23 protein-coding genes are annotated in these 22,383 nt (G+C 69.5%); 12 read left to right on the forward strand and 11 right to left on the reverse strand.

Annotated features, from left to right (window positions below):
• The first annotated feature begins 17 nt into the window (after positions 1-17).
• Positions 18-380 (forward strand): DUF742 domain-containing protein, encoded by a 363-nt coding sequence (locus FXF51_RS15140; protein WP_148435086.1) that lies wholly within the window; start codon positions 18-20, stop codon positions 378-380.
• Positions 361-939, forward strand: coding sequence for a GTP-binding protein (locus FXF51_RS15145; RefSeq protein WP_148435087.1), 579 nt, complete (start codon positions 361-363; stop codon positions 937-939). The genes FXF51_RS15140 and FXF51_RS15145 overlap by 20 nt, the downstream gene beginning before the upstream one ends.
• Here the strand turns inward: FXF51_RS15145 and FXF51_RS15150 are convergent.
• Entirely contained in the window at positions 936-1,733 is a 798-nt protein-coding gene (locus tag FXF51_RS15150; protein ID WP_148435088.1) for a nitroreductase/quinone reductase family protein, read from the reverse strand. The two genes, FXF51_RS15145 and FXF51_RS15150, sit on opposite strands and share 4 nt — an antisense overlap.
• 75 nt (positions 1,734-1,808) lie before the next feature.
• Between FXF51_RS15150 and FXF51_RS15155 the strand changes: the two genes are divergently transcribed.
• Positions 1,809-2,258: a MarR family winged helix-turn-helix transcriptional regulator gene (locus FXF51_RS15155; protein WP_148435089.1), complete on the forward strand. Its 450-nt coding sequence runs from the start codon at positions 1,809-1,811 to the stop codon at positions 2,256-2,258.
• Here the strand turns inward: FXF51_RS15155 and FXF51_RS15160 are convergent.
• Positions 2,255-3,052 (reverse strand): ABC transporter permease, encoded by a 798-nt coding sequence (locus FXF51_RS15160; RefSeq protein ID WP_148435090.1) that lies wholly within the window; start codon positions 3,050-3,052, stop codon positions 2,255-2,257. The two genes, FXF51_RS15155 and FXF51_RS15160, sit on opposite strands and share 4 nt — an antisense overlap.
• A complete protein-coding gene (locus FXF51_RS15165) occupies positions 3,049-3,981 on the reverse strand; it encodes an ATP-binding cassette domain-containing protein (protein WP_148435091.1) in 933 nt (310 codons plus the stop codon). Before FXF51_RS15165 ends, FXF51_RS15160 begins: the two co-directional genes overlap by 4 nt.
• A 79-nt stretch (positions 3,982-4,060) precedes the next feature.
• Here FXF51_RS15165 and FXF51_RS15170 point away from each other — a divergent pair, with 79 nt between their 5' ends.
• Entirely contained in the window at positions 4,061-4,831 is a 771-nt protein-coding gene (locus tag FXF51_RS15170) for a TetR/AcrR family transcriptional regulator (RefSeq protein WP_222871283.1), read from the forward strand.
• 3 nt (positions 4,832-4,834) lie between these two features.
• On the opposite strand, the gene betA is transcribed toward FXF51_RS15170, so the two are convergent.
• From betA to FXF51_RS15195, 5 genes are read right to left on the reverse strand one after another with little or no spacing between them, the layout of a single operon-like run.
• Entirely contained in the window at positions 4,835-6,481 is a 1,647-nt protein-coding gene (betA, locus tag FXF51_RS15175) for a choline dehydrogenase (protein ID WP_262379534.1), read from the reverse strand.
• On the reverse strand, positions 6,457-7,467 hold the full coding sequence (locus FXF51_RS15180; RefSeq protein WP_262379535.1) for an ABC transporter substrate-binding protein: 1,011 nt from the start codon (positions 7,465-7,467) through the stop codon (positions 6,457-6,459). The genes betA and FXF51_RS15180 overlap by 25 nt, the downstream gene beginning before the upstream one ends.
• On the reverse strand, positions 7,419-8,399 hold the full coding sequence (locus FXF51_RS15185) for an ABC transporter substrate-binding protein (RefSeq protein WP_148435093.1): 981 nt from the start codon (positions 8,397-8,399) through the stop codon (positions 7,419-7,421). Before FXF51_RS15185 ends, FXF51_RS15180 begins: the two co-directional genes overlap by 49 nt.
• Positions 8,396-10,312: an ABC transporter permease gene (locus FXF51_RS15190; protein WP_148435094.1), complete on the reverse strand. Its 1,917-nt coding sequence runs from the start codon at positions 10,310-10,312 to the stop codon at positions 8,396-8,398. The genes FXF51_RS15185 and FXF51_RS15190 overlap by 4 nt, the downstream gene beginning before the upstream one ends.
• Entirely contained in the window at positions 10,309-11,346 is a 1,038-nt protein-coding gene (locus tag FXF51_RS15195; protein WP_148435095.1) for a glycine betaine/L-proline ABC transporter ATP-binding protein, read from the reverse strand. Before FXF51_RS15195 ends, FXF51_RS15190 begins: the two co-directional genes overlap by 4 nt.
• A gap of 339 nt (positions 11,347-11,685) precedes the next feature.
• Between FXF51_RS15195 and FXF51_RS15200 the strand changes: the two genes are divergently transcribed.
• From FXF51_RS15200 to FXF51_RS15215, 4 genes are read left to right on the forward strand one after another with little or no spacing between them, the layout of a single operon-like run.
• The gene (locus tag FXF51_RS15200) at positions 11,686-14,376 is read left to right on the forward strand and encodes a nitrate- and nitrite sensing domain-containing protein (protein WP_148435096.1); all 2,691 of its coding nucleotides are present in this window, start codon (positions 11,686-11,688) and stop codon (positions 14,374-14,376) included.
• Entirely contained in the window at positions 14,373-14,795 is a 423-nt protein-coding gene (locus FXF51_RS15205) for a roadblock/LC7 domain-containing protein (protein WP_148435097.1), read from the forward strand. The genes FXF51_RS15200 and FXF51_RS15205 overlap by 4 nt, the downstream gene beginning before the upstream one ends.
• A gap of 14 nt (positions 14,796-14,809) precedes the next feature.
• Entirely contained in the window at positions 14,810-15,178 is a 369-nt protein-coding gene (locus FXF51_RS15210; protein ID WP_148435098.1) for a DUF742 domain-containing protein, read from the forward strand.
• A complete protein-coding gene (locus tag FXF51_RS15215) occupies positions 15,159-15,725 on the forward strand; it encodes a GTP-binding protein (protein WP_148435099.1) in 567 nt (188 codons plus the stop codon). Before FXF51_RS15210 ends, FXF51_RS15215 begins: the two co-directional genes overlap by 20 nt.
• Positions 15,726-15,732: 7 nt before the next feature.
• Here the strand turns inward: FXF51_RS15215 and FXF51_RS15220 are convergent, their stop codons facing one another.
• Both FXF51_RS15220 and FXF51_RS60805 read right to left on the reverse strand, forming a co-directional pair.
• Positions 15,733-16,689, reverse strand: a complete 957-nt coding sequence (locus tag FXF51_RS15220; RefSeq protein WP_148435100.1) for an SIS domain-containing protein — start codon at positions 16,687-16,689, stop codon at positions 15,733-15,735.
• Entirely contained in the window at positions 16,686-17,576 is an 891-nt protein-coding gene (locus FXF51_RS60805; protein ID WP_187414382.1) for a phosphotransferase, read from the reverse strand. Before FXF51_RS60805 ends, FXF51_RS15220 begins: the two co-directional genes overlap by 4 nt.
• A 381-nt stretch (positions 17,577-17,957) precedes the next feature.
• On the opposite strand from FXF51_RS60805, the gene FXF51_RS15230 reads away from it, so the two are divergent.
• The 4 genes from FXF51_RS15230 to FXF51_RS15245 are packed head-to-tail and all read left to right on the forward strand — an operon-like array spanning position 17,958 to position 21,766.
• On the forward strand, positions 17,958-19,079 hold the full coding sequence (locus FXF51_RS15230; protein ID WP_148435101.1) for a spermidine/putrescine ABC transporter substrate-binding protein: 1,122 nt from the start codon (positions 17,958-17,960) through the stop codon (positions 19,077-19,079).
• A 12-nt stretch (positions 19,080-19,091) separates the two neighbouring features.
• Positions 19,092-19,958 (forward strand): ABC transporter permease, encoded by an 867-nt coding sequence (locus FXF51_RS15235; protein WP_262379536.1) that lies wholly within the window; start codon positions 19,092-19,094, stop codon positions 19,956-19,958.
• The gene (locus FXF51_RS15240) at positions 19,951-20,730 is read left to right on the forward strand and encodes an ABC transporter permease (RefSeq protein WP_148435102.1); all 780 of its coding nucleotides are present in this window, start codon (positions 19,951-19,953) and stop codon (positions 20,728-20,730) included. Before FXF51_RS15235 ends, FXF51_RS15240 begins: the two co-directional genes overlap by 8 nt.
• On the forward strand, positions 20,717-21,766 hold the full coding sequence (locus FXF51_RS15245) for an ABC transporter ATP-binding protein (protein ID WP_148435103.1): 1,050 nt from the start codon (positions 20,717-20,719) through the stop codon (positions 21,764-21,766). Before FXF51_RS15240 ends, FXF51_RS15245 begins: the two co-directional genes overlap by 14 nt.
• Here the strand turns inward: FXF51_RS15245 and FXF51_RS15250 are convergent.
• Positions 21,760-22,365: a TetR/AcrR family transcriptional regulator gene (locus FXF51_RS15250; RefSeq protein ID WP_262379537.1), complete on the reverse strand. Its 606-nt coding sequence runs from the start codon at positions 22,363-22,365 to the stop codon at positions 21,760-21,762. The genes FXF51_RS15245 and FXF51_RS15250 overlap by 7 nt on opposite strands.
• Between the last annotated feature and the right edge of the window lie 18 nt (positions 22,366-22,383).

The following is a 22,383-nucleotide window of genomic DNA, read 5'->3' on the forward strand; positions in this document are numbered from 1 at the left end:
ACTGATGGGAGAGGGCCGTGTACGGCGCTGACGGGACCGGGGACGAAGAACCCCTGTTCCGTCCTTACGCGGTGACAGGCGGCAGATCGGAGCCGCGTTATCACCTCGCGATGGAGACGTTGATCTCGTCCATGTCGATCCCGGACGACGAGATGGCCATGCTCACCCCAGAGCAGGAGGCCATCATGCAGTTGTGCAGGTCGTTCCGGTCGGTCGCCGAGATCTCGGCCCTGCTCCGCGTCCCGCTGGGCGTGGCCAGAGTGCTCGTGGCGGACATGTCCGACGAAGGGCTTGTCCGCCTGCACCAGCCACGCCTCAGCCAGGGACAGCCAGACCTCAACATGCTCGAAAGGGTGCTCAGTGGACTACGCAGGCTCTAGCGCCGGCCTCACGTCGACGAAGATCGTCGTGGCCGGTGGCTTCGGCGTCGGTAAGACGACGTTCGTGGGGGCGGTGTCCGAGATTCTCCCGCTCACCACGGAGGCGGTCATGACCGACGCGTCCGCGGGCATCGACGACCTCGGTCTTACTCCGCACAAGCAGACCACGACCGTGGCGATGGACTTCGGCCGGCTGTCGCTCGACCGTGACCTGATCCTGTACCTGTTCGGCACGCCCGGACAGCACCGCTTCTGGTTCATGTGGGACGACCTGGTGCGGGGCGCGATCGGCGCGGTGGTGCTGCTCGACACGCGCCGCCTGGCCGACAGCTTCCCGGCCATCGACTACTTCGAAGAGGCCAAGCTGCCGTTCGTCATCGGGGTCAACGGCTGGGACGGGCAGTTCCCGCACTCCGACGACGAGGTCAGGGAGGCGCTCGCGCTGTCGCCGGGGGTGCCGATCGTGCGCACCGACGCCCGTAACCGCGAGTCGGTCAAGTCGACGCTGATCTCGCTGGTCGAGCACGTCGTACGGCTGCGCGCCACCGCCGTGCACTAGCTCGCCCAGGGCACCTGCGCCAAGGAGTTGAGCACCGGCACGAGCTGCTCCTCCTCGTAGGCGAAGTGGGCCTCCAGCTCCGCGGCGATCCGGTCGAGCGTCGCCGCGCCGGGGCCGCCGCGCAACTCCTCGGCCAGCCGGGCGATCACGACGTGCTCGTCGCGCAGCCGGTCGAGGGGCTCCTTCAGCTCGGGGAACAGTCGCTCCAGGTGCGGGAACGCCACGCGGTCCTCGCCGGTGTGGTGGAAGGTCAGCGCCTCGCAGAAGGCCAGGCAGTGCGTACGCAGATCCCGGCCCAGGCCCGGCTCACCTGATCGCAGCTTCGTCAGTTCATCCCGCAGGTAGGCGTGGATCCTGACCAGCTCGTCCCCGACGGCTCGCAGCCGTTCGCGTTCCGGGTGGAGCGCGACGACGGGGATCACGCGGGAGGTCCCGGCCTGGTACGCCGCGAAGGCCGGGTCGAGCTCGGCCTGGCGGGCGTACATGCGGTCCCGTTCCGCTCCTTCCAGCGGCACCGCCCTGGCCGCGAACGTCTCCCGCCCGAGCTCCACCGTCACCCTCGGCTGGGCGACGACGTTGTGGTACCAGGCCGGATGCGTGTCGGCGCCCGCGTTGGACGCGAAGACCAGGACGCGGTCACCGTCACGCAGGTAGACAGCCGGGTTGGTGCGCCTGCGGCCGGTCCTCGCGCCCACGGTGGTCAGCAGCACCAGCGGGGCGCCCTCGAACATGCCGCCCACCTGGCCGCCGTTCGCCCTGAACTCCTCGATCACCTGCTGATTGAAGTCCGTCAACTCACTATCCTTCTGGGGAGATGCGGATGTATTTGCTTTGCAACCAAAGCTAATTTAGACAGCAAGGTATTGGTGATGTCAACCGACGGTTTGAGCGTGGACGACGGGATCAGGACGCTGCTGCTGCTGATGCCGCGCATGGTCGGGCGGGCCAAGCGGCTCAAGGTGCCCGAGGAGCTGCAGCAACTGTCGCTGGCGCCCCGGCATCTGTCGCTGCTGGCGTACCTGCTGTTCGACGGCTCGATGACGGTCAACGAACTGGCCGCCCGGCTGGAGGTGGCGCCCGCGACGGTCAGTCTCATGGTGGGGGAGCTGAGCAGGAAGGGCGTGCTGGAGCGGCGGGAGGACGACGCCGACCGGCGCCGCACCATCGTCAGCATCGCCGACCGGCACCAGGATGCGATCAACGAGTGGCTCGGCTACGGGGCCAAGGCGTGGCGGCAGGCGCTGGAGCCGCTCACACCCGGGCAGCGGCGAATGTTCGTGGACACGCTGCTCGCCTACGAGAGGGCGCTGTCGGGCTAGCGGTCCAGGTGCTGGTAGAGCCGTACGGACAGGACGAAGAACACCACGGTGATCACCACCGGCCACACCACCGCCATCAGGATCGCGTGCTGGGCCACCCACGAGTCGCCGCCCCACCCCGGGTTCCCGAACAGCTCCCTGGCCGCCGCCACCGTGGACGACAGCGGGTTCCACTCCGACAGCGTCCCCAGCCAGCCCGGCATCGTGTCGGGCGCGACGAAGGCGTTGGACAGGAAGCCGATCGGGAACTCCAGCGTCTGCACCGCCACCACGGCGCCCGGGTCGCGGGCGCGCAGGCCCAGGTAGATGCCCGCCCACAGCAGGGAGAAGCGCAGGAACAGCAGCAGCGCCACCGCGCCGAGCGCGCCGGGGAGCGTGGCCGGGCGCCAGCCCACCGCCAGGCCGCAGGCCAGCAGCCCGGCCAGGACGAGCACCGAGTTGAGCAGGTCGGCAATGGCGCGGCCGATCAGCACGGCCGACGGCGCCATGGGCATGGAGCGGAAGCGGTCGGTGACGCCCTTGGAGGCGTCGGTGGTGACCGCGATCATGGTGGCGCTGAGGCCGAAGAGCATCGTCATGCCGTACATGCCGGGCATGAGGAAGGCGAAGTAGTCGGCCCCTTCGGGCACCCGCACCGCGCCGCCGAACAGGTAGCCGAAGGCGAGGGTGATGACGATGGGGAAGACGATGCCGAACACCACCGTCATGGGCTGGTTGGCCCAGTGGATCAGGTCGCGGCGGGCGACGGTCCAGCCGTCGGCCAGCGCCCAGCGCAGCCTCTCCTGGACGATCATCTGGAGCCACCTCCGGTGAGGTCGAGGAAGACTTCGTCGAGGGTGGGGCGGCGCAGCGCCACGTCCTCGGCCTCGATCCCGGCCGCCGCCAGGGCGGCCAGGACTTCGGTGAGCGCCTGGACGCGCTCGCTGACCGGCGCGCTCACGTGCCGGGTGTCGCGATCGACCTCGGCGGGCCCCGACGCGACCCGGCCGATGATCTCGGCGGCCTGAGCCAGCAGCTCCGGGTCGTGGACGACCACGTCGAGCCGGTCGCCGCCGAGCTTGGACTTCAGCTCGTCCGGGGTGCCCTCGGCCACCACCCGGCCCGCGTCGATCACCGAGACACGGTCCGCGAGCTGGTCGGCCTCCTCCAGGTACTGCGTGGTCAGCAGCACCGTGGTGCCGCCGGACACCAGGTCGCGCACCGCGCGCCAGATCTCCGCGCGGCTGCGCGGGTCGAGGCCGGTCGTCGGCTCGTCGAGGAAGAGCACGGGCGGCGCCAGGATCAGGCCGGCCGCCAGGTCGAGGCGGCGGCGCATGCCTCCCGAGTACTCCTTGGCCGGCCCCTGGTGCTCCAGGCCGAACCGCTCCAGCAACTCGCTCGCCCGCGACCGGGCCTCGGCCGCGCTCAGGTGGTAGAGGCGGCCGAACAGCTCCAGGTTCTGCCGGCCGGTCAGCAGCTCGTCCACCGCCGCGTGCTGGCCGACCAGGCCGATGGTGCGGCGCACCTGGCGGGGCTGGGTGGTCACGTCGAAGCCGGCCACCTCGGCGCGCCCGCCCGACGGCCGCAGCAGCGTGGTCAGGATGCGCACGGCCGTCGTCTTGCCCGCGCCGTTGGGGCCGAGCAGGCCGCAGACCGTGCCTCGGGGCACGTGCAGATCGATGCCGTCCAGCGCCGCCTTCTCGCCGTACGTCTTGCGCAGGGCCTGCGCGAGTACCGCTGTCATGGTGTCGTCCTTCCGAATCGTACGCTGTACCGTACATCATACGATCGACTGCGGCAACCGTACGATGTACCGTACGAAGGTGACAGTTGAGTACTCGGGAAAGGGCGACCCCGCCCGCAGCCTGGCGCTGCTCTGGCGCACCAGTGAGCGCGCCAGCCGCAAGGGCAAGCCGGAGCTGAGCGTGGACCGCATCGTGCGCGCCGCCATCGAGGTGGCCGACGCCGAAGGGCTGCAGGCGCTGTCCATGCGCCGCGTGGCCGAGCGGCTCGGCGTGGGGACGATGTCGCTCTACACGTACGTGCCCGGCAAGCCGGAGCTGTTCGACGTCATGCTCGACGCGGTCTACGGCGAGACCGCCAGACCGGACGACGTGCCGGGCGGCTGGCGGGGCAGGCTGGAGCAGATCGCCAGGGAGAACTGGGCGCTCTACCTGCGCCATCCCTGGCTGCTGCAGGTGGCGGCCAACCGGCCGGTGCTCGGGCCCAACGTCACCGCCAAGTACGACTACGAGCTGCGCGCGGTCGACGGCATCGGCCTGTCGGACCTGGAGATGGACTCCGTGATCACGCTGATCACCGGCTTCGTGCACGGCACGGCCAGGGGAGCGGTGGAGGCCGCGCAGGCGGAGAGCGAGACGGGCCTCACCGACGAGCAGTGGTGGGCCGCGCACGCGCCCTTCCTCAGCCGGATCGCCGACGCTGCCCGCTACCCGACGGCCTCCCGGGTGGGGCAGGCCGCAGGCGAGGCGCTCAACGCGGCCTACAGCCCGGAGCACGCCTTCGAGTTCGGGCTGCGGCGGGTGCTCGACGGCGTCGAGGTGCTGGTCGACCAGCGCAACGCAGGTGAGTGAACCCTACTTGTGCCGGTAGAACTCCACCGGTTCGGGCGGCAGTGGGGTGTTGCCGAGGATGAGGTCGGCCGACTTCTCGGCGAGCATCATGACCGGCGCGTAGATGTTGCCGTTCGTCACGTACGGCATCGCCGAGGCGTCCACCACCCGCAGCCCGTCGAGCCCGTGCACCCGCATCGTGCCGGGGTCGGTCACCGACATCTCGTCGGTGCCCATCCGGCTGGTGCACGACGGGTGGAGCGCGGTCTCGCCGTCCTTGGCGACCCAGGCGAGGATCTCCTCGTCCGTCCGCACCGACGGGCCGGGCGAGATCTCGCCCCCGTCCAGGTCGGCCCACGCGGGTTGCGACAGGATCGCCCTGGCGTGCCTGATCGCCTCCACCCACTCGCGCCGGTCCTGCTCGGTGGACAGGTAGTTGAAGCGCAGCGCGGGCTTGCGGCGCGGGTCGGCGGAGACGACGCGCACCGAGCCGCGGGCGTCGGAGTACATCGGCCCGATGTGCACCTGGTAGCCGTGGCCGCCCGCCGGGGCGGAGCCGTCGTAGCGGACGGCGATCGGCAGGAAGTGGAACATCAGGTTGGGGTAGGCCACGTCGTCGTTGGACCGGATGAAGCCCCCGGCCTCGAAGTGGTTGGTCGCTCCCGGGCCGCGGCGCAGGAAGAGCCAGTCGGCGCCGATGAAGGGGCGGCGCCACAGCGCCAGGGAGGGCTGCTGGGAGACGGGCCGCGTGCACGCGTGCTGCACGTACACCTCCAGGTGGTCCTGGAGGTTCTCGCCGACGCCCGGCAGGTCGTGCACGACGTCGATGCCCAGCGGCTCCAGCAGCGCGCGCGGCCCGACGCCGGAGAGCTGCAGGAGTTGCGGGGTGTTGATCGCGCCGCCGCAGAGGATGACCTCGGCGGCGTCGACGCGCCGGCCGTCGCAGATGACGCCGACCGCGCGGGCGCCGTCGAAGAGCACCTTCTCCACGAAGGCGCGCGTCCTGACCTTGAGGTTGGGACGGTGGCGCACTGGGTGAAGGTAGGCGCGGGCGGCGCTGAGGCGGCGGCCGCGGTGGACGTTGCGGTCGAAGGCGGCGAAGCCCTCCTGGCGGTAGCCGTTGACGTCGTCGGTCAGCGGATGGCCGGCCTGCCGCACCGCCTCGAAGAACGCCTCGAACAGCGGCCCGCGCGCGGGGCCGCGCTCCAGCTTGAGCGGCCCGTCGCCGCCGCGGAAGGCGGTGCCGGGGTCGGCGAGGCAGTTCTCCATGCGCTTGAAGTACGGCAGGCAGTGCGCGTAGTCCCAGTGCTTCATGCCGGGATCGGCGGCCCAGCGCTCGTAGTCGAGGGGGTTGCCGCGCTGGAAGATCATGCCGTTGATGCTGCTTGAGCCGCCGAGGACCTTGCCGCGGGCGTGGTAGACGCGCCGGCCGTTCATGTGCGGCTCGGGCTCCGACTCATACTTCCAGTCGTAGAACCGGCTGCCGATGGGGAACATCAGCGCCGCCGGCATGTGGATGAAGACGTCCCACAGGTAGTCGGGCCGCCCCGCCTCCAGCACCAGCACCGACGTCGCGGGGTCGGCGCTCAGCCGGTTGGCCAGGGCGCAGCCGGCCGAGCCGCCGCCCACGATGACGTAGTCGAACCTCAACGGGGGATCCAGTCCTTCCACACGATCTTGTTCTCCTCGACCCACCGGCGCGCGGCGTCCTCGGCGCTCATCTTCTCGTTGATCATGTCGCTGGCCACGGCGTTCTGGTCGTCGTTGGTCCAGTTGAAGTTGCGCACCAGCTCGTACGCCTGCCCGCCCCGCTCCGCGAACCGCCGGCTGACGATCTTGTCCAGCAGGTACGGCGGATAGTCGCAGGCCACCGCGGCCGGGTCGTCGTCGCAGCCCACGGCGTAGGCGGGCAGCGCGACCTTGACGAGCTTGACCTTGGTGAACAGCCATTGCGGCTCGTAGAAATACATGAGCAGTGGTGTCCGATTCTTCGTCGCCGCCTGGGCCGCCTTGATCAGCGCGGCCTCGCTGCCCGAGTAGACGACCTGGTAATTGAGCTTGAGGTTCTTGACGATCGCCTCGTCATTTGTAACGAATGTCGGGTCTCCGTCAAGCACCTGTCCGGCATTTCCGGTTTTTTCGGTCCGGAAGAGTGAGGCGTACTTATTGAGGTTTCGGTAGTCCGTAATGTCGGGGTACTTTTTGGCCATCCACTCGGGGACGTACCAACCGATCACTCCCTTGTTGCCGGTGAGACCGGCCGACAACGCCACCTTCTTCTCTTCGATGTACTCCTTCTTCCAGTCGTTGTGACCCCAGCTTTCGACGATCACATCGACCTTGCCGGTCTCGAAATCGCGCCACGACTGATCCTCTTTCACGGCGCGCTTGTTGACCTTGTAACCCAGCTCGTGCTCCAGCAGGTACGCCAGCACGGCGGCCTGAGCCTCGTACCCCACCCAGGCGTGGATGTCGATGTTGACCGTCCCCTTGGCCTGCGCCGAGGACTCCGGCTCGCCGCTGGAGCAGGCCGCCAGGAGCAGGGTCAGCACGAGCATCCCCGAGAGCGTGCGCGGCCCCGCCGGGCGGGGCCGCGTCGGCGACGGGATCACTTGGGTATCCACGCCTGCCACTTGGCCGTGTTGGCCTCCACCCACTTCTTGGCGGCCTCCTCGCCGGTCATGCCGTTGTTGGTCATGTCGTCGGCGACGGCGTTCTGGTCCTCGTTGGTCCAGCTGAAGTTCTTGACCAGCTCGTACGCCTTCCCGCCGGTCTGCGCGAACTTCGTGCTCACGATCTTGTCGAGGTCCATCTCCGGATAGTCGCAGGCCACCTTCTTGGGGTCGGCGTCGCAGCCCTCGGTGTAGGCGGGCAGGTTGACCCGGACCAGGTCGGTCTTGCTGAACAGCCAGTGCGGGTCCCAGAAGTAGAACAGCAGCGCCTTCTTCTGCGTCTGCGCCTGCTGGGCGCCCTTGATCAGGGCCGCCTCGCTGCCGCCGACGACCACCTTGTAGTTCAGCTTGAGGTTCTTGATCAGGGCTTCCTCGTTGCTGACGTACGACGGGTCACCGAACAGCAACTGGCCCTTGTCGCCCGACTCGGAGGTCTTGAACAGGCTCGCGTACTTGTTGAGGTTCTTGTAGTCGGTGATGCCGGGGTGCTCGTCGGCCATCCACTTGGGGATGTACCAGCCGATGACGCCCTTGTTGCCGGTGGAGCCCGCCACCTGGGCGACCTTCTTCTCGTCGATGAACTGCTTCTTCAGGTCGGGGTGACCCCAGTTCTCGATGATGACGTCCACGTCGCCGGTCTCGAAGCCCTCCCAGGCGAGCTGCTCCTTGATCTCGGGCAGCTCGACGGTGTAGCCGAGCTCGTTCTTCAGCAGGTACGCCACGACGTTCGCGCTGGCCTCGTACCCCACCCAGGGGTTGATCGCGATCTTCACGGTGCCGCCGGCCCCCGACGCGGAGGCGCTGGACCCGGGCGCGGGGGCGGAGGTGCCTGAGGTGCTGGTGTCGACCGTGGCCCCGCCGCAGCCCGCGGCGGCGAGTCCCAGCACGACGAGGCCTGCGAGCAGGCGAATCTTCATGTGAGCTTCCTCTTTCGGGGGGAAGGACGCCTGTCGGCGCCCTGCGTGATGCGGTCGAGCATGACTCCGAGCAGGACGGTCGCGACGCCCGCGACGAAGCCCATGCCGAAGTCGGTGCGCTGGGAGAACCCCGTGACCACGTCGTAGCCGAGGGCACCCGCCCCGACCAGGCCGCCGACGACCACCATGGCCAGCGTCATCACGATGCCCTGGTTGGCCGCCAGCAGGATGGCCCGCCTGGCCATCGGGAGCTGCACCTTCCACAGAAGCTGGCCGGAGGTGGAGCCGGCCGAGAGCGCCGCCTCGACGACCGTGGCGGGCACGGCCTTGATGCCGTCCTCCACCAGGCGCACCACCGGCGGCACCGCGTAGATGACGGAGGCGAAGATGGCGGTGAACCTGGTCGTCTCGAACAGCGCCAGCGCGGGCAGCAGGTAGACGAACGCGGGCATGGTCTGCGCGGCGTCGAGCACCGGCCGCTGGAACGCCGAGTACCGCGGCGAGCGGGCCGCGGCCACGCCGAGCAGCAGCCCGATGACGAGCGTGACCAGCACCGCGACGGCGACCGTGGTCATCGTCTGCATGGTGTGCTCCCACACGCCGAGCAGCGCGATCGCCAGCAGGCAGCCCAGCGCGGTGAGCGCGGCGCGCATGCCGCTGACCCGCCAGGCCACCACCAGCACGGCCAGCGCGACCAGCCACCACGGCGCCGAGGTGAGCAGCGACTCCAGCGGGTTGAGCAGCAGGTGGGAGGTGGTGTCCTTGATCCACGCCGTGACCGTGAACCAGTTGTCCTCGGCCCACCGCACGACCTCGTTGACCTCGGCGACCAGGTTGATCGTCAGGCTCTCGGGCCAGAGCTTCGGCAGGACGGGGATGAGCGCCAGCCCGGTGACGGCCAGCAGGGCCGCTCCGGCGAGGTCGAGGCGGCGGACCCTGGCGTGCGGGTCGCGGCGCGCGACGGCCATCATCATCCGGTCGAGCACCACCGCCATGATGACGACGGCGATGCCGGCCGGCAGCATGATGCCGACCTGCGCCCTGGACAGGCCGCGGATGATGTCGCCGCCCAGGCCCGGCGCCGAGATGAGGGCGGCGATGACGACCATGGACAGCGCCATCATGATCGTCTGGTTGATCGCCAGCGCCATCGTGGGCCTGGCCAGCGGCAGGTAGACCTTGAACAGCGTCTGCCGCCGCGTGGCGCCCAGCGAGGCGGACGCCTCGACCGCCGTGGGGGAGACCCCGGAGACGGCCAGGGCCGTGATGCGGATCGCGGGCGGGATTGAGTAGATCATCGTCGCGATGGCCCCGGCGGGCGCGCCGATGTGGAAGAACAGCGCGAGCGGCGCCAGGTAGGCGAACGTCGGCATGATCTGCATGACGTCCAGCACCGGCGTGATCGCCCGGCGGACCCTGGCGTTGAGCCCGGCCCAGACGCCGATCGGGATCCCGATCGCCAGCGACAGCAGCACCGCCACCGCGACCAGGGCCAGCGTGTCCACGCTGGACTCCCACAGGCCCAGCACGCCGAACGCGCTCACCCCGGCGACCGTCAGCAGCGCGATCCGCCAGCCGCCCGCGAGCCAGGCCAGCGCGCCCATGACGCCGGTGATGCCGGGCCAGCCGAGGCCGTACAGGACGGTCTCGAACAGGGCGTAGAGCGAGCCCACGAACAGGCGGATGTAGTTGAGGAAGTACAGGAAGAGCGGGTTGTCGTTGCGGTGGTCGTCGATCCACTCGCGCAGCTCCGTGACGGCCAGGAACTGTGGCGCCTCCTTGTCGTGCGGCAGCGTCCCCGTGCCGCGGAAGACCAGGTACGCCGCCACGAACAGCAGCGCCACCCCGGCAGGCGCGGTCCATCTCGGCAACCCCGCCGGCCGGGAGGGCGTCGGGACGGCCGTGCTGCTCATGCCGCTTCCTGGCCCGACAGGAAGGCGAGCAGGTCCACCCGGTCCACCACGCCCACCAGCTTCTCGCCGTCCACCACCCTGATCGGGCGGGACGAGGAGGCGACGCCGATGGCGTCCTTGATGAGGGTGGCGGCGGGTAACGCGGGCCCGTCGAGCGGCTCGCCCTCCTCGGGCGCGCGGCTGATCCAGCGCAGGGTCAGCACGTGGCTCCTGGGCACGTCGCGGACGAAGTCGGCCACGTAGTCGTCGGCCGGCGCGCCCACCAGCTCCTCGGCCGTGCCGAGCTGCACGATCGAGCCGGCCCGCATGATCGCGATGCGTTCGCCCAGCTTGAGCGCCTCGGACAGGTCGTGCGTGATGAACACCATGGTCTTGCCGACTTCCCGGTGCAGCCGGATGACCTCGGTCTGCATGTCGCGCCTGATCAGCGGGTCGAGCGCGCTGAACGGCTCGTCGAACAGCATCACCTCGGGCTCCACGGCCAGCGCCCTGGCCAGGCCCACCCGCTGCTGCATGCCGCCCGAGAGCTGGTCGGGGTAGGAGTCGGCGTAGCCGTCGAGGCCGACCAGGGCGAGGATCTCCGCCGCGCGCGCGTGCCTGGCCTGCTTGGCGGTGCCCTGGATCTCCAGCCCGTACGCCACGTTGTCGATCACCTTGCGGTGCGGCAGCAGGCCGAAGTGCTGGAAGACCATGCTGACCCGGTGGCGGCGGATCTCGCGGAGCCGGGCGGGGGAGGCGGCGCGCACGTCCTCGCCGACGATCCTGATCTCGCCGGCGCTCGGCTCGATGAGCCTGGTCAGGCAGCGGACGAGGGTGGACTTGCCGCTGCCGGACAGGCCCATGACGACGAAGACCTCGCCGGGGCGTACCTCGAAGCTCACGTCACGGACGGCGGCGGTGCAGCCGGTCTTCTCCCTCAGCGCGGCGGGTTCGAGGTGTCTGTCCTCGCTGTCCAGCACTTTTTCCGCCTTCGAGCCGAAGATCTTCCACAGGCCCGCAACGGTGATCGCCGCGTTGTCGGGAGAAACTCCCACACTCGCCTCCTCGTTTGACGTGGCTCAACATATGTCGCCAATGGCGAGATTCTCAACGCCGTGACTGTCAAGAGATGGCGGAGCGTCAACCGTGTTACTCGATTGGAACGCACTAATCGCCCATAAGTGGACATTTATTCTGTTAAAGGTTTATTTCGTGCCTGTGGTGCTTCCGGCGTGGAGCGCCAGGTTCTATCCTCATGAGTCACGCGAACCATCATTTGTCGCGTTATGTTCGCTTGGCCACGAGCCATGGGATGTGTTGAAATAACCGGCACTTGCTGATTTCCCCCAGGACACAGACTCCTCAAATACGCCGATTCGGGCGAGGTGCGTGCGGTGAGTACAGAGCTGGGCGTCAAGCAGGCCGGCGAGAGTCGCTGGCGGCTGGGCAATTGGCGCGTCCGGGCACGACTCGTCGCCCTCATCATGGTGCCGACCGCCGCGGCCGTGCTCCTGGGCGGCATCCAGGTGCTCGCCTCCACGTCCGCGGCCTCCGACTACGCGCGGACCAACCAGTTCGCGCAGCTCTCCGCCGAGCTGGGCGCGCTCACCCACCTCGTCTCCGGCGAGCGGGCCAGGACCGCCTGGTACATCGCCCGCAACCGGCCCGCCGACGGCCTGTCCGAGGTGCAGGCCCAGATGAACCAGGTGGACCTGACGGCCAGGACCGTGCGCGGCATCGCCGGGCAGCTCATGACCGAGTCCACCGGCCGCACCGCCGACCAGCTCGAGAACCTGCTCAACCGCCTCGACGACCTCACCTCGCTGCGCAAGCAGGCGCTGGACGCCAACCTGCTGCCTGGCCCGGCCGTCGAGCTCTACACCACGGTCGTCGACGACCTGCTCTCCGTCCACACCGAGCTGGTCAAGGGCAGCGTGGACGACGAGCTGTTCCGCCAGACGAGCATGCTCGACAGGCTCGCCCGCGCCAAGGAGAGCCTGTCCTACCAGCAGGCGCTGGTCACCGTCGTCCTGGTCGAAGGAGCCTTCGACCAGGACCAGCTCAAGCGCTTCCTCGGCGAGCAGTCCGTGGAGGCCACCGAGCGCAGGGGCTTCGCCGCCGAGGCCACCGCGGAGGAGCGGCGCCTCTTCGACGAGACCGTCAACGGCCGCACCGCCGACCGCGTGCTGTTCCTGCGCGAGCTGGTGCTGATCAGAGCCACCAAGGGGCTGCCGCTGCGCGGACTCGACCAGGCCAAGAAGGACGACGCCACGGAGTGGTACGACGCGGCGAACGTCGTCGTCGACGCCATGCGCAAGGTCGAGGAGCGCCAGGCCCAGGGCATCGTCATCCGCAGCGAGGCGCTCAGCGCCGACGAGCGGACGCGGGCGTTCCTCACCGCGGGCGCCGTGCTCGCGCTGCTGCTGGCCATCCTGCTGATCACCACCGGGGTCGCCAGGTCGCTGGTCCGGCCGCTGCGCCGCCTGCGCGGCGAGGCCCTGGAGATCGCCGGACGGCGGCTGCCCGAGTTCGTCCAGCACCTGCGGGAGACGCGCGACGGCGAGGTCACCGCCGAGGTACCGCCCATCGGGATCTTCTCCAAGGACGAGGTGGGCGAGGTCGCCCGCGCCTTCGACGAGGTGCACCGCGAGGCCGTGCGGCTGGCGGGCGACGAGGCCAAGCTGCGCTCCAACGTCAACGCCATGTTCGTCAACCTCTCCAGGCGCAGCCAGACGCTGGTCGAGCGGCAGCTCACGCTGATCGAGAAGCTGGAGAAGGGCGAGCGTGACGACGCCCGGCTCGGCGACCTGTTCAAGCTCGACCACCTGGCCACCCGCATGCGCCGCAACAGCGAGAACCTCCTCGTCCTGGCCGGGCAGGAGGCGGCCCGCAAGTGGAGCGAGCCGGTCGAGCTGATGGACATCGTGCGTGCCGCGCTCGGCGAGGTCGAGAGCTACGACCGGGTCAGCATCCAGGTGCAGTCGGACGTGGCCATCGCCGGGCAGGCCGTCACCGACGTGGTGCACCTGCTGGCCGAGCTGGTCGAGAACGCGGTCTCCTTCTCCTCCCGCGACACCAAGGTGATCATCTCCAGCAGCCGGATCGACGGAGGCAGCCTGATGCTGTCCGTCACCGACGGCGGCATCGGCATGGCGCAGGACGAGCTGGCCGAGGCCAACTGGCGGCTGGCCAACCCGCCCGTCGTGGACGTGTCGGTGTCGCGGCGGATGGGACTGTTCGTGGTCGGGCGGCTGGCGCTGCGGCACAACATCCGCGTGCAGCTCAGGCGGCAGGACGTCGGCGGGCTGACCGCCATGGTGCTGATCCCGCCGATGTTGCTGACCGCGGTGCCGGGGACGAACCAGCGGGTGCAGGTGCCGCGGCAGGGCGGCGGGGCGGGGCCGCTGGAGAGGCCGCTGGAGACTCCGCTGGAGGCGCAGCCGGACGTGCCGCGTCCCGGCTCGGTGCTCCGGCCGCTGCCCTCCTACCCCTCCGCACCGCCGGTCGAGCCCAGCGGGTACCCGTCGTTCGCCACCGGAGGGCATCCGTCGTTCGACACCGTGCCGCCCGCGCCCGAGCCGTCGTCCTGGTTCAGCTCGGCCCGCCCGCACTCCACCAACGGGCAGTTACCGCCGGACCTGCCGTTCGCCGGGGCCCCGCCCACCGGCGAGGAGTACCTGCCGATCTTCGCCTCCGTCGAGGACAGCAGCTGGTTCAGCAAGCCCGCCCCCACCGCCGACCACCGCGACCCGGCCGACCACCGCGACCCGGCCGGCCACCGCGACCCGGCCGGCCATCGCGAACCCCATCGCGATCCCCATCGCGACCCCGCCTGGACCACGCCCGCCGACCAGGCGTGGCAGGCCGCAGAAGCGACGGCGGAGCCCGCCCAGAACGGCACCACGAGCTCGGGCTTGCCCAAGCGCACGCCACGAGCGAACCTGGTACCGGGCACCGCGAGCCCGCAGCCGCCGCCACCCGTTCCCGGGCCACCGGTGTCCCCCGACCGTCTCCGCAGCAGGCTGGCCAGCTATCAGCAGGGCATGCGCAAGGGACGCGCCGAGCTCGACGAGGAGGACTCATGAAGGAGCTCAGCCAGGCCGCCAGGGATGTCAACTGGCTGGTCAGCGGCTTCGTCGAGGAGGTCCCCGGCGTCGCGCACGCTGTCGTCGTCTCCGCCGACGGCCTGCCCATGGCCTACTCCCGTGGTTTTCCCAAGGACCGCGCCGACCAGCTCGCCGCCATCGCGGCCGGCCTGGTCAGCCTGACCGGGGGAGCGTCACGCGTCTTCGAGGGCGGCGGCGTCACCCAGACCCTCATCGAGATGCAGCGCGGCCTGGTGCTGGTGATGTCCATCAGCGACGGGTCCTGCCTCGCGGTGCTGGCCGCACCCGACTGCGACATGGGCCTGGTCGCGTACCAGATGACGATCCTGGTGGAGCGCGCGGGGCAGGTGCTCACACCTGCCGTACGGGCGGAACTCTCCGCCACGCGCCCGTGGTGAATGGGGAGTGAACCATGGCATCGTGGCACAACGGTGAGCAGGAACCCGAACGAAGTTCGCTCGTCCGGATGTACGCCGTCACCGGCGGCCGCACCACCCCGCGCACGGACCTGGCCATGGAGGCGCTGGTGTCGTCGGCGACCTCGGCGCAGCTCGGCACCACCTACGCGCGCGAGTACCGGGCGATCAGCGAGCTGTGCAGGCAGGTGCGTTCGGTGGCGGAGATCTCCGCGCTGCTCAGCGTGCCGCTCGGCGTGGCGCGGGTGCTGGTCGCCGACATGGAGGCCGATGGGCTGGTCAAGGTGTACCAGCCGCAGCTTGAGGCGGGCCTTCCCGACAGGGGCCTGCTCGAAAGGGTGCTGAGTGGACTTCGCAGGCTCTAGCCGGCTCACCTCCACGAAGATCGTCGTGGCCGGTGGCTTCGGCGTGGGGAAGACCACGTTCGTGGGCGCCGTCTCCGAGATCATGCCGCTGACCACCGAGGCAGTGATGACCGACGCATCGCACGGCATCGACGACCTCGGGCACACCCCCGGCAAGACGACCACCACCGTGGCCATGGACTTCGGCCGGCTCTCGCTCGACCAGGACCTGATCCTCTACCTGTTCGGCACGCCGGGGCAGCAACGGTTCTGGTTCATGTGGGACGACATCGTGCGCGGCGCCATCGGGGCCGTGGTGCTGGTGGACTCGCGGCGGCTGGCCGACAGCTTCCCCGCCGTCGACTACTTCGAGGACTCCAAGATCCCGTTCGTCATCGGGCTGAACGGCTGGGACGGCGAGTTCCCGCACATCGAGAGCGAGGTGCGGGAGGCGCTCACGCTCTCGGCCCACGTGCCGATCGTCCGCACGGACGCGCGTGCGCGGCAGGCCGTCAAGAACACCCTGATCACGCTGGTCGAGCACGCGCTGACGGTGCGGTCCTACTGAGCGGCCGTCACGCCGACCACCAGTAGGCGGCCACCAGCTCCGCCACCAGCGTCTCGGTGAGCAGGGCGACGTCCGGGTCCTCGTCATCGGCGTACCTGATCGAGGCCGTCGCGTCCGGCACCTCGGGGCCCACGGTGATCACCGTGGAGCCGCGCTCGCGGACCCAGTCCATGGCCTGGCCGTCGTAGCGGGAGCCGGGGAACAGCAGCGCGCGGTAGTCGAGCGTCTTGGTCAGGTACACGTCCACGTGCGACCAGTCGCCGCTCTCGCACGCGTCGGCCGCGCGGCGCGGGCCCTCGCGGAACATCAGCGCCGACTGCTCCGCCGACGACAGCCGCTCGGCGGGGGCGATCGTGTAGACGCCGTTCGGGCCGTCGAGCAGCTCCATCGCCAGGGGCAGCCACTCGTCCCTGCGATCCAGCAGGTCGGCCGAGGCCTTGGCGGCCCGGTCGAGCAGGGCGGGCAGGTCGCTCGCGCGGCCCGTCAGCCTCGACTCCAGTGCCAGCAGGAGGGCCAGCGTGTGCTGGAAGGTCCGGCAGGCGACGCCGCCGCGCTCCTCGCCCGCCCGCATGTCCACCACCAGGTCGGCGGCCTCGGCGAGCGGGGAGCCCGGCCGGTTGGTGAGCGCCGCGACGAAGGCGGGGCCGCCGGTGTACCTGGCCGTGGCGTCCAGGGTCTCCCTGCTGGTGCCGGTGGCCGAGATCGGGATGACCAGGGTGCCCTCCGCGTTCGGCAGGCTCGCGGCGGCGGAGGCGTACTCGGCGTGCGCGTTCACCCCGGCGGTGCGCAGGCGCAGGGCCGCGACGCCGGCGGCGTAGCGGGAGCTGCCCATGCCGAGGAACAGGACGCGGTCGATGCGTTCTGGCAGGTCGCGGAAGGGGTCCTCGGTGCGCAGGGTGCCGGCCAGGGCCGACAGGGCGGCCGGCTTGGACTCCAGGTCGGAGAGGTAGAGCTCGGAATTCACGCGATGTTCTCCTTGCGAGGGTCTGCTCCGTACCAGGTGCGCAGGACGCCCATGGGGGCGTAGCGCCAGCGGGGGAGGTGGCGGGCGGCGTAGATCAGCTCGCGGCACTCCTGCTCCACCTCGAACGGGCGGATCAGGGTCTCGTCCAGCAGGTCCGGCCTGTTCCTGGCCGCCAGCCGGTGCTTGTACGCCGTGAGGAGGATCTCACGGGCTCGCCCGGCCCACTCGACCGCCCGGCCGGGCGGGACGGACCGTCTCTTGATCGCCACCTGGGCGACGTGTTCGAGGCTGGTGGTGAGCTGGGCCACGTCCCTGGCCGCCGGCTGGCAGGAGGCGGCGTCGGTGACCGTCGGGTTGCCGTCGAAGTCGATGACCGCGTAGCCGTCGCGCCACTGGAGGATCTGGCCGACGTGGAGGTCGCCGTGGATCCTGATCAGGGGGGTGGTGATCGGGGATTCCAGCACCGCCAGCTCCCGGCGCATGGTCCCGGCCTGGCCGGCCAGCCAGTCGTCGCCGGTCAGCTCCAGCGCCTCGGCCAGCGCCCGGTACGCCCTGTCCCCGGTGGGGGCTCCGCCTCTGGAAGGCAGGGTGGACAAGGCCAGGTGCAGGTCGGCGGCGAGGCGGCCGAGCTCCGCGGCGAACGAGGTCGTGCCCGCGACCGCCTCGTCCACGCACCACTCCCACCCGTCCCTGGCCTCGGGCAGGTAGCCGGTGACCAGGGCCAGGAGGTGCTCCCGCCCGTCCAGCACGCCGGTCAGAGCGGCGTAAGGGGGCGCTGTGTCGTTGAATCCTGAATCAACGAGGTGCGCGAAGATGTCGGGTGTGGGATGCGGGAGCGGCACGGGCGGGGTGAGCCACTTGACCACCACGCTTTCGCCGACCACCACCGAGTAGTTCGTCTGGTCGACGTGCGATCCGAAATCCCGTTCACCTGGGGCCCCAGTGTGGAGATCTCCAGGACCGTGCGAGAAGGTGGGCAGCGGGAGGAAGCGTCGCACGGCGAAGGGCGGCGGCACCTCGTCCGCCAACCGCGCCAGGAGCGCGGCTGTGAGCCCTCGATCTCGGGCGGTGAGGGGCTTCTCACCCAGAGAGATCAAGCGGCGACTTATTGAATCCCAATTCAACACGTGGACCAAACTTCCAGGTAGCAATGTCATCAAAAGTCTTGCTCATGTTGATTTCTGCTGCAACACTCCTGGTCTGGTCCGCTGTGTCCGGTAAGGTCGCGCGACCCCTCAAACAGCCAAATTTCAGAAGGAGTAGCGGCCGTGTCCCGTACCCGGTTCACCCGTCGTCTCCCGGCCGCCGCCGCGGCGGCCGGACTCGCGCTTGCCGTCGCGGCGTGCGGGGGTGGGTCGTCCTCAAGCTCAAGTGAGGCGGCGCCGGCGGCGGCCGAACAGCTCAAGCCCAACGCGGACCTGTCGCAGCAGTCTGTGCAGATCACGGTGTGGGACGGTTACACGCCCAAGGAGCTGCCCCAGAAGGCGATGGACCAGCTCAAGATCAAGAACGTGCAGATCCAGTTGCACGAGACCAACGAGGTCGCGATGACCAAGCTCACCGCCCCCGGTGACAGCGGCATCGACGTGGCCTTCGTCTCGGGTCAGTACGCCCAGGCGCTCAACGAGCAGGGCCTGCTGGAGCCGATCCACCACGAGCTGATCCCCAACCTGGCCAACCTCTACCCCGAGGCCACCCAGCTCTCCTACGACAAGGGCAACAAGTACTCGGTGCCCTACACCTGGGGCACGACCGGCATCTGCTACCGCAGCGACCTGGTGAAGGCCGAGCCGAAGAGTTGGAACGATCTGCTGAAGCCGCCGGCGTGGGCCGACAAGAAGGTCACCATGCTCGCCACCGAGCGCTGGCTGGCCCTGCCCGCACTGAAGTCCCTCGGCTACTCGATCAACACCGACAAGGACGAGGAGCTGGAGAAGGCCAAGGAGCTGCTCGTCGCGCAGAAGCCGCACCTGTTGCGCTACGACGACACCACCTTCGGCGACCGGCTGGTGTCCGGCGAGGCCATCATGGCCGAGGCGTGGGACGGCTGGTGCCCGACCACCGACCCCAAGGGCAACATCAAGTTCGCGGTGCCGAAGGAGGGCAGCGACCTCTGGGTGGACACCATGGTGATCATGAAGTCCTCCAAGAACAAGGAGGCCGCGCACGCCCTGGTCAACTACATCCTCAGCCCCGAGATCCACTCCTGGGCCGCCGAGAACATCAACTACAAGGTGCCCAACAAGGCCGCCATGGAGAAGGTGAAGGTCGCCAAGGGCTCGCTGCTCGGCATCACGCCGGCCGAGCTGCTCGCCGGTGAGGCCGCCATCGACCTCGGTCAGGCGTCGACCAAGTACACCAGGCTCCAGCAGGACGTCACGGCCAGTTAAGCCTTTGTCACTGTGAAGTCCGAGGTCAAGACCCAGCCAGTGTCCCGCTCCCGCGGGCGCTGGCTGGGCGCGTTCGTTTTCCTGTCACCAGGGCTGGCGTACCTGGTCGTGCTCATGCTGGTGCCGCTGGCGCTGGTGTTCAGCTACACCGTCTTCCAGCGCGGCCGCTTCGGCGGGGTCGTCTACGAGTTCACCACCGAGAACTTCGAGCGGCTCTTCGACCCGCTCTACCTCAGCGTGCTGGCCGACTCGCTGAAGATCGCGGCGATCACCACGCTGGCCGCGCTGCTCATCGGCTATCCGACGGCGTACCTCATCGCGCAGCTCCCGCGCAGGTGGAAGACGCTGGCGCTGGTCGCGATCGTGCTGCCGTTCTGGACCAACTTCATCATCCGGGTCTACGCCTGGACGATCCTGCTCAGCGGGCCGGGGCTGGTGAACTCCGTGCTGGCCAAGGTGGGGCTGGGGCCGTACGAGCTGCTCTACAACCAGGGCACGATCGTGGCGGGGCTGCTGTACTCGTACCTGCCGCTGATGGTGCTGCCGTTGTACGCCGCCATCGAGAAGCTCGACCCGCAGCTCAGGGAGGCCTCGGCCAACCTGGGAGCGTCGGGGTTCACCACGTTCCGCAAGGTCACGCTGCCGCTGACCGTGCCGGGCGTGCTGACCGGCAGCCTGTTCGTGTTCGTGCCGAGCTTCGGCAACTTCGTCATCCCCGAGATGCTGGGCGGCAACAAGTCGATCATGGTGGGCAACCTGATCAGGAACCAGTTCCTGTCGGCGCGCGACTGGCCCTTCGGCGCCACGCTGTCGCTGGCGCTCATCGCGGTGCTGGTCGTGCTGCTCATCGTGCAAGCCTGGGCGGCCCGCCGTGCGTAGACCGAAGCTGCTGTACGTGCCGTTCTGGCTCACCTACGTCTTCCTGTACCTGCCGATCGCCGTGCTCGTCATCATGTCGTTCAACTCGGGCGAGTCGGCGTACAGCTTCGACGGCTTCAGCCTCAAGTGGTACGGCGTCCTGGCCGAGGACGAGCGGATCCTGGACGGCCTGGTCAACACGCTGATCGTGGCCACCGGCTCCACCGTCATCGCCACCGTGCTCGGCACGATGCTGGCCGTCGGCCTGTCCAGGTACACCAAGTCCAAGGTCATGGACGCGCTCGCGCTGATGCCGGCCGTGCTGCCCGACCTGGTGCTGGCCATCGGCCTGCTGGTCTTCTACGGCACGATCCAGCTCACGCTCGGCCTGTACTCCGTGGTGCTGGCCCACGGCCTGTTCGCCACGGCGTTCGTCGCGGCGGTGGTGCGCACCCGGCTGAGCGGCGCCGACACCTCGCTGGAGGAGGCGTCGCGCGACCTGGGCGCGGGGCCGGTGGTGACCTTCATGAAGGTCACGCTGCCGCAGCTCACACCGGGCATCGTGGCCGGGGCGCTGCTGGCGTTCACGCTGTCGCTGGACGAGTTCGTGATCGCCTACTTCACGATCGGCAACAACGAGCAGACGCTGCCGATCGTCATCTACTCAATGATCCGTTTCGGGGTCACCCCGAAGATCAACGCGCTGGCGGCGATCCTGCTCCTCGTGAGCTTCACGGCGGTGATCGCCGGGCAGCGCCTGACCAAGATCGGGGAGTCGCGTGCTCAAGATTGACGGGATCTCCCGCAGGTTCGGGGACGTCACCGCGCTGGACAAGGTGTCGCTGGAGATCGGCCAGGGCGAGTTCTTCGCCCTGCTCGGCCCCTCCGGCTGCGGCAAGACCACGCTGCTGCGCATCATCGCCGGCTTCGAGACGCCCGACGAGGGCAAGGTCACGCTCGACGGCGAGGACCTGCTGTCCAAGCCGCCGAACCGGCGGCCCATCAGCCTCATGTTCCAGTCGTACGCGCTGTTCCCGCACCTGACGGTGGCCAAGAACGTGGCCTATGGCCTGGAGCGCGAGAAGCTGCCCCGGCAGGAGATCAAGCAGCGCGTCGGCGAGGTGCTGGAGACGGTCGGGCTGTCCGCGCACGCCTCCCGCAGGCCCGCCCAGCTCTCGGGCGGCCAGCGGCAGCGGGTGGCGCTGGCGCGTTCCATCGTCAAGCGGCCCCGGCTGCTGCTGCTCGACGAGCCGCTGTCGGCCCTGGACAAGAAGGTCCGCGCCGACATGCAGCTCGAACTGAAGCGGCTGCAGAACGAGGTGGGCATCACGTTCGTGGTCGTCACGCACGACCAGGAGGAGGCCATGTCGCTGGCCGACCGCATCGCGGTCTTCGACAGCGGCTCCGTGCGCCAGGTGGACGAGCCCATCTCGCTGTACGAGCGGCCCCGCTCGCCCTTCGTGGCCGACTTCGTCGGTGCCAACAACCTCTTCCGCGGCGAGGCGAGCGGCCTCGACGGGATCAAGAGCGAGCAGTTCGGCATGCTGGCCGGCGCCCCGCTGTCGGAGCTGGAGGCCGGCGCGCCGGCGCTGCTCGCGGTGCGGCCCGAGAAGATCGACCTGGCGGACGGCGCCGCGGCCAGGGGCCTGGCCGGCGACGTGCTCGACGTGAGCTTCTACGGCGGCGTCTCGCACATCTCCGTGGAGGTGCCCGGCCATCCCAAGCCGGTGCTCGTGGCCGTGCAGGGGGCCGCCGCCGTGCGTCCCGGCGCCAAGGTCAAGGTGCGCTGGAACGCCGAGGACGCCGTCATCATGGCGGTCGATCAGTGATTCAGGTCGTTGCCCGTGGCCGCGCGGGCGTAGGAAAGGATGAGCTCGGCCGCCTCGTCCGGGCCGATCAGGGGGTGCCTGGCCGTGATGCGGTAGCCGTACGCGTCCTCCAGGGCCACCAGGTTGCGCGCGATCGTCAGCGAGCCGGCACTCAGCCTGAACACGCCCAGCGCGGCCCCGGTGTCCAGGATCGCCTGGTACATCGACACCTGCCGGTCGTAGAGCGAGGTGAGCAGCACGCCGTAGACGCGGATGCGGCCCGCGGCGCCGCCCAGCTCGTTGAGCAGGCGCACGTCCGGGTCGAGCGGCCCGGTGGGCAGCCCCGACCTGATCGTGACGACCAGCTTCTCGACCGGGTCGGTGATGGTGGCGAGCTGGCGCAGCCGCTGCTCGTAGAAACGTTCCATGCCCGCGTGCTGCGCCTCGACGAGCAGCTCGCTCAGATCGGGGTAGTGGTAGAGCACGGCGCCCGAGGTCAGGCCCGCCTCCTCGGCGACGTGCGAGAGCTGTACACCGTCAATGCCATGGCGGATGATGGCCCTGCGTGCGGCCTCGATCAGGTCGAGCCGCCGGTCGCTGCGGCTTTTGCGCTGAGCCACCCTCACCACCTTCACTCG

The sequence above is a fragment of the Nonomuraea sp. PA05 genome, from assembly GCF_008086045.1.
Lineage (GTDB): Bacteria > Actinomycetota > Actinomycetes > Streptosporangiales > Streptosporangiaceae > Nonomuraea > Nonomuraea monospora.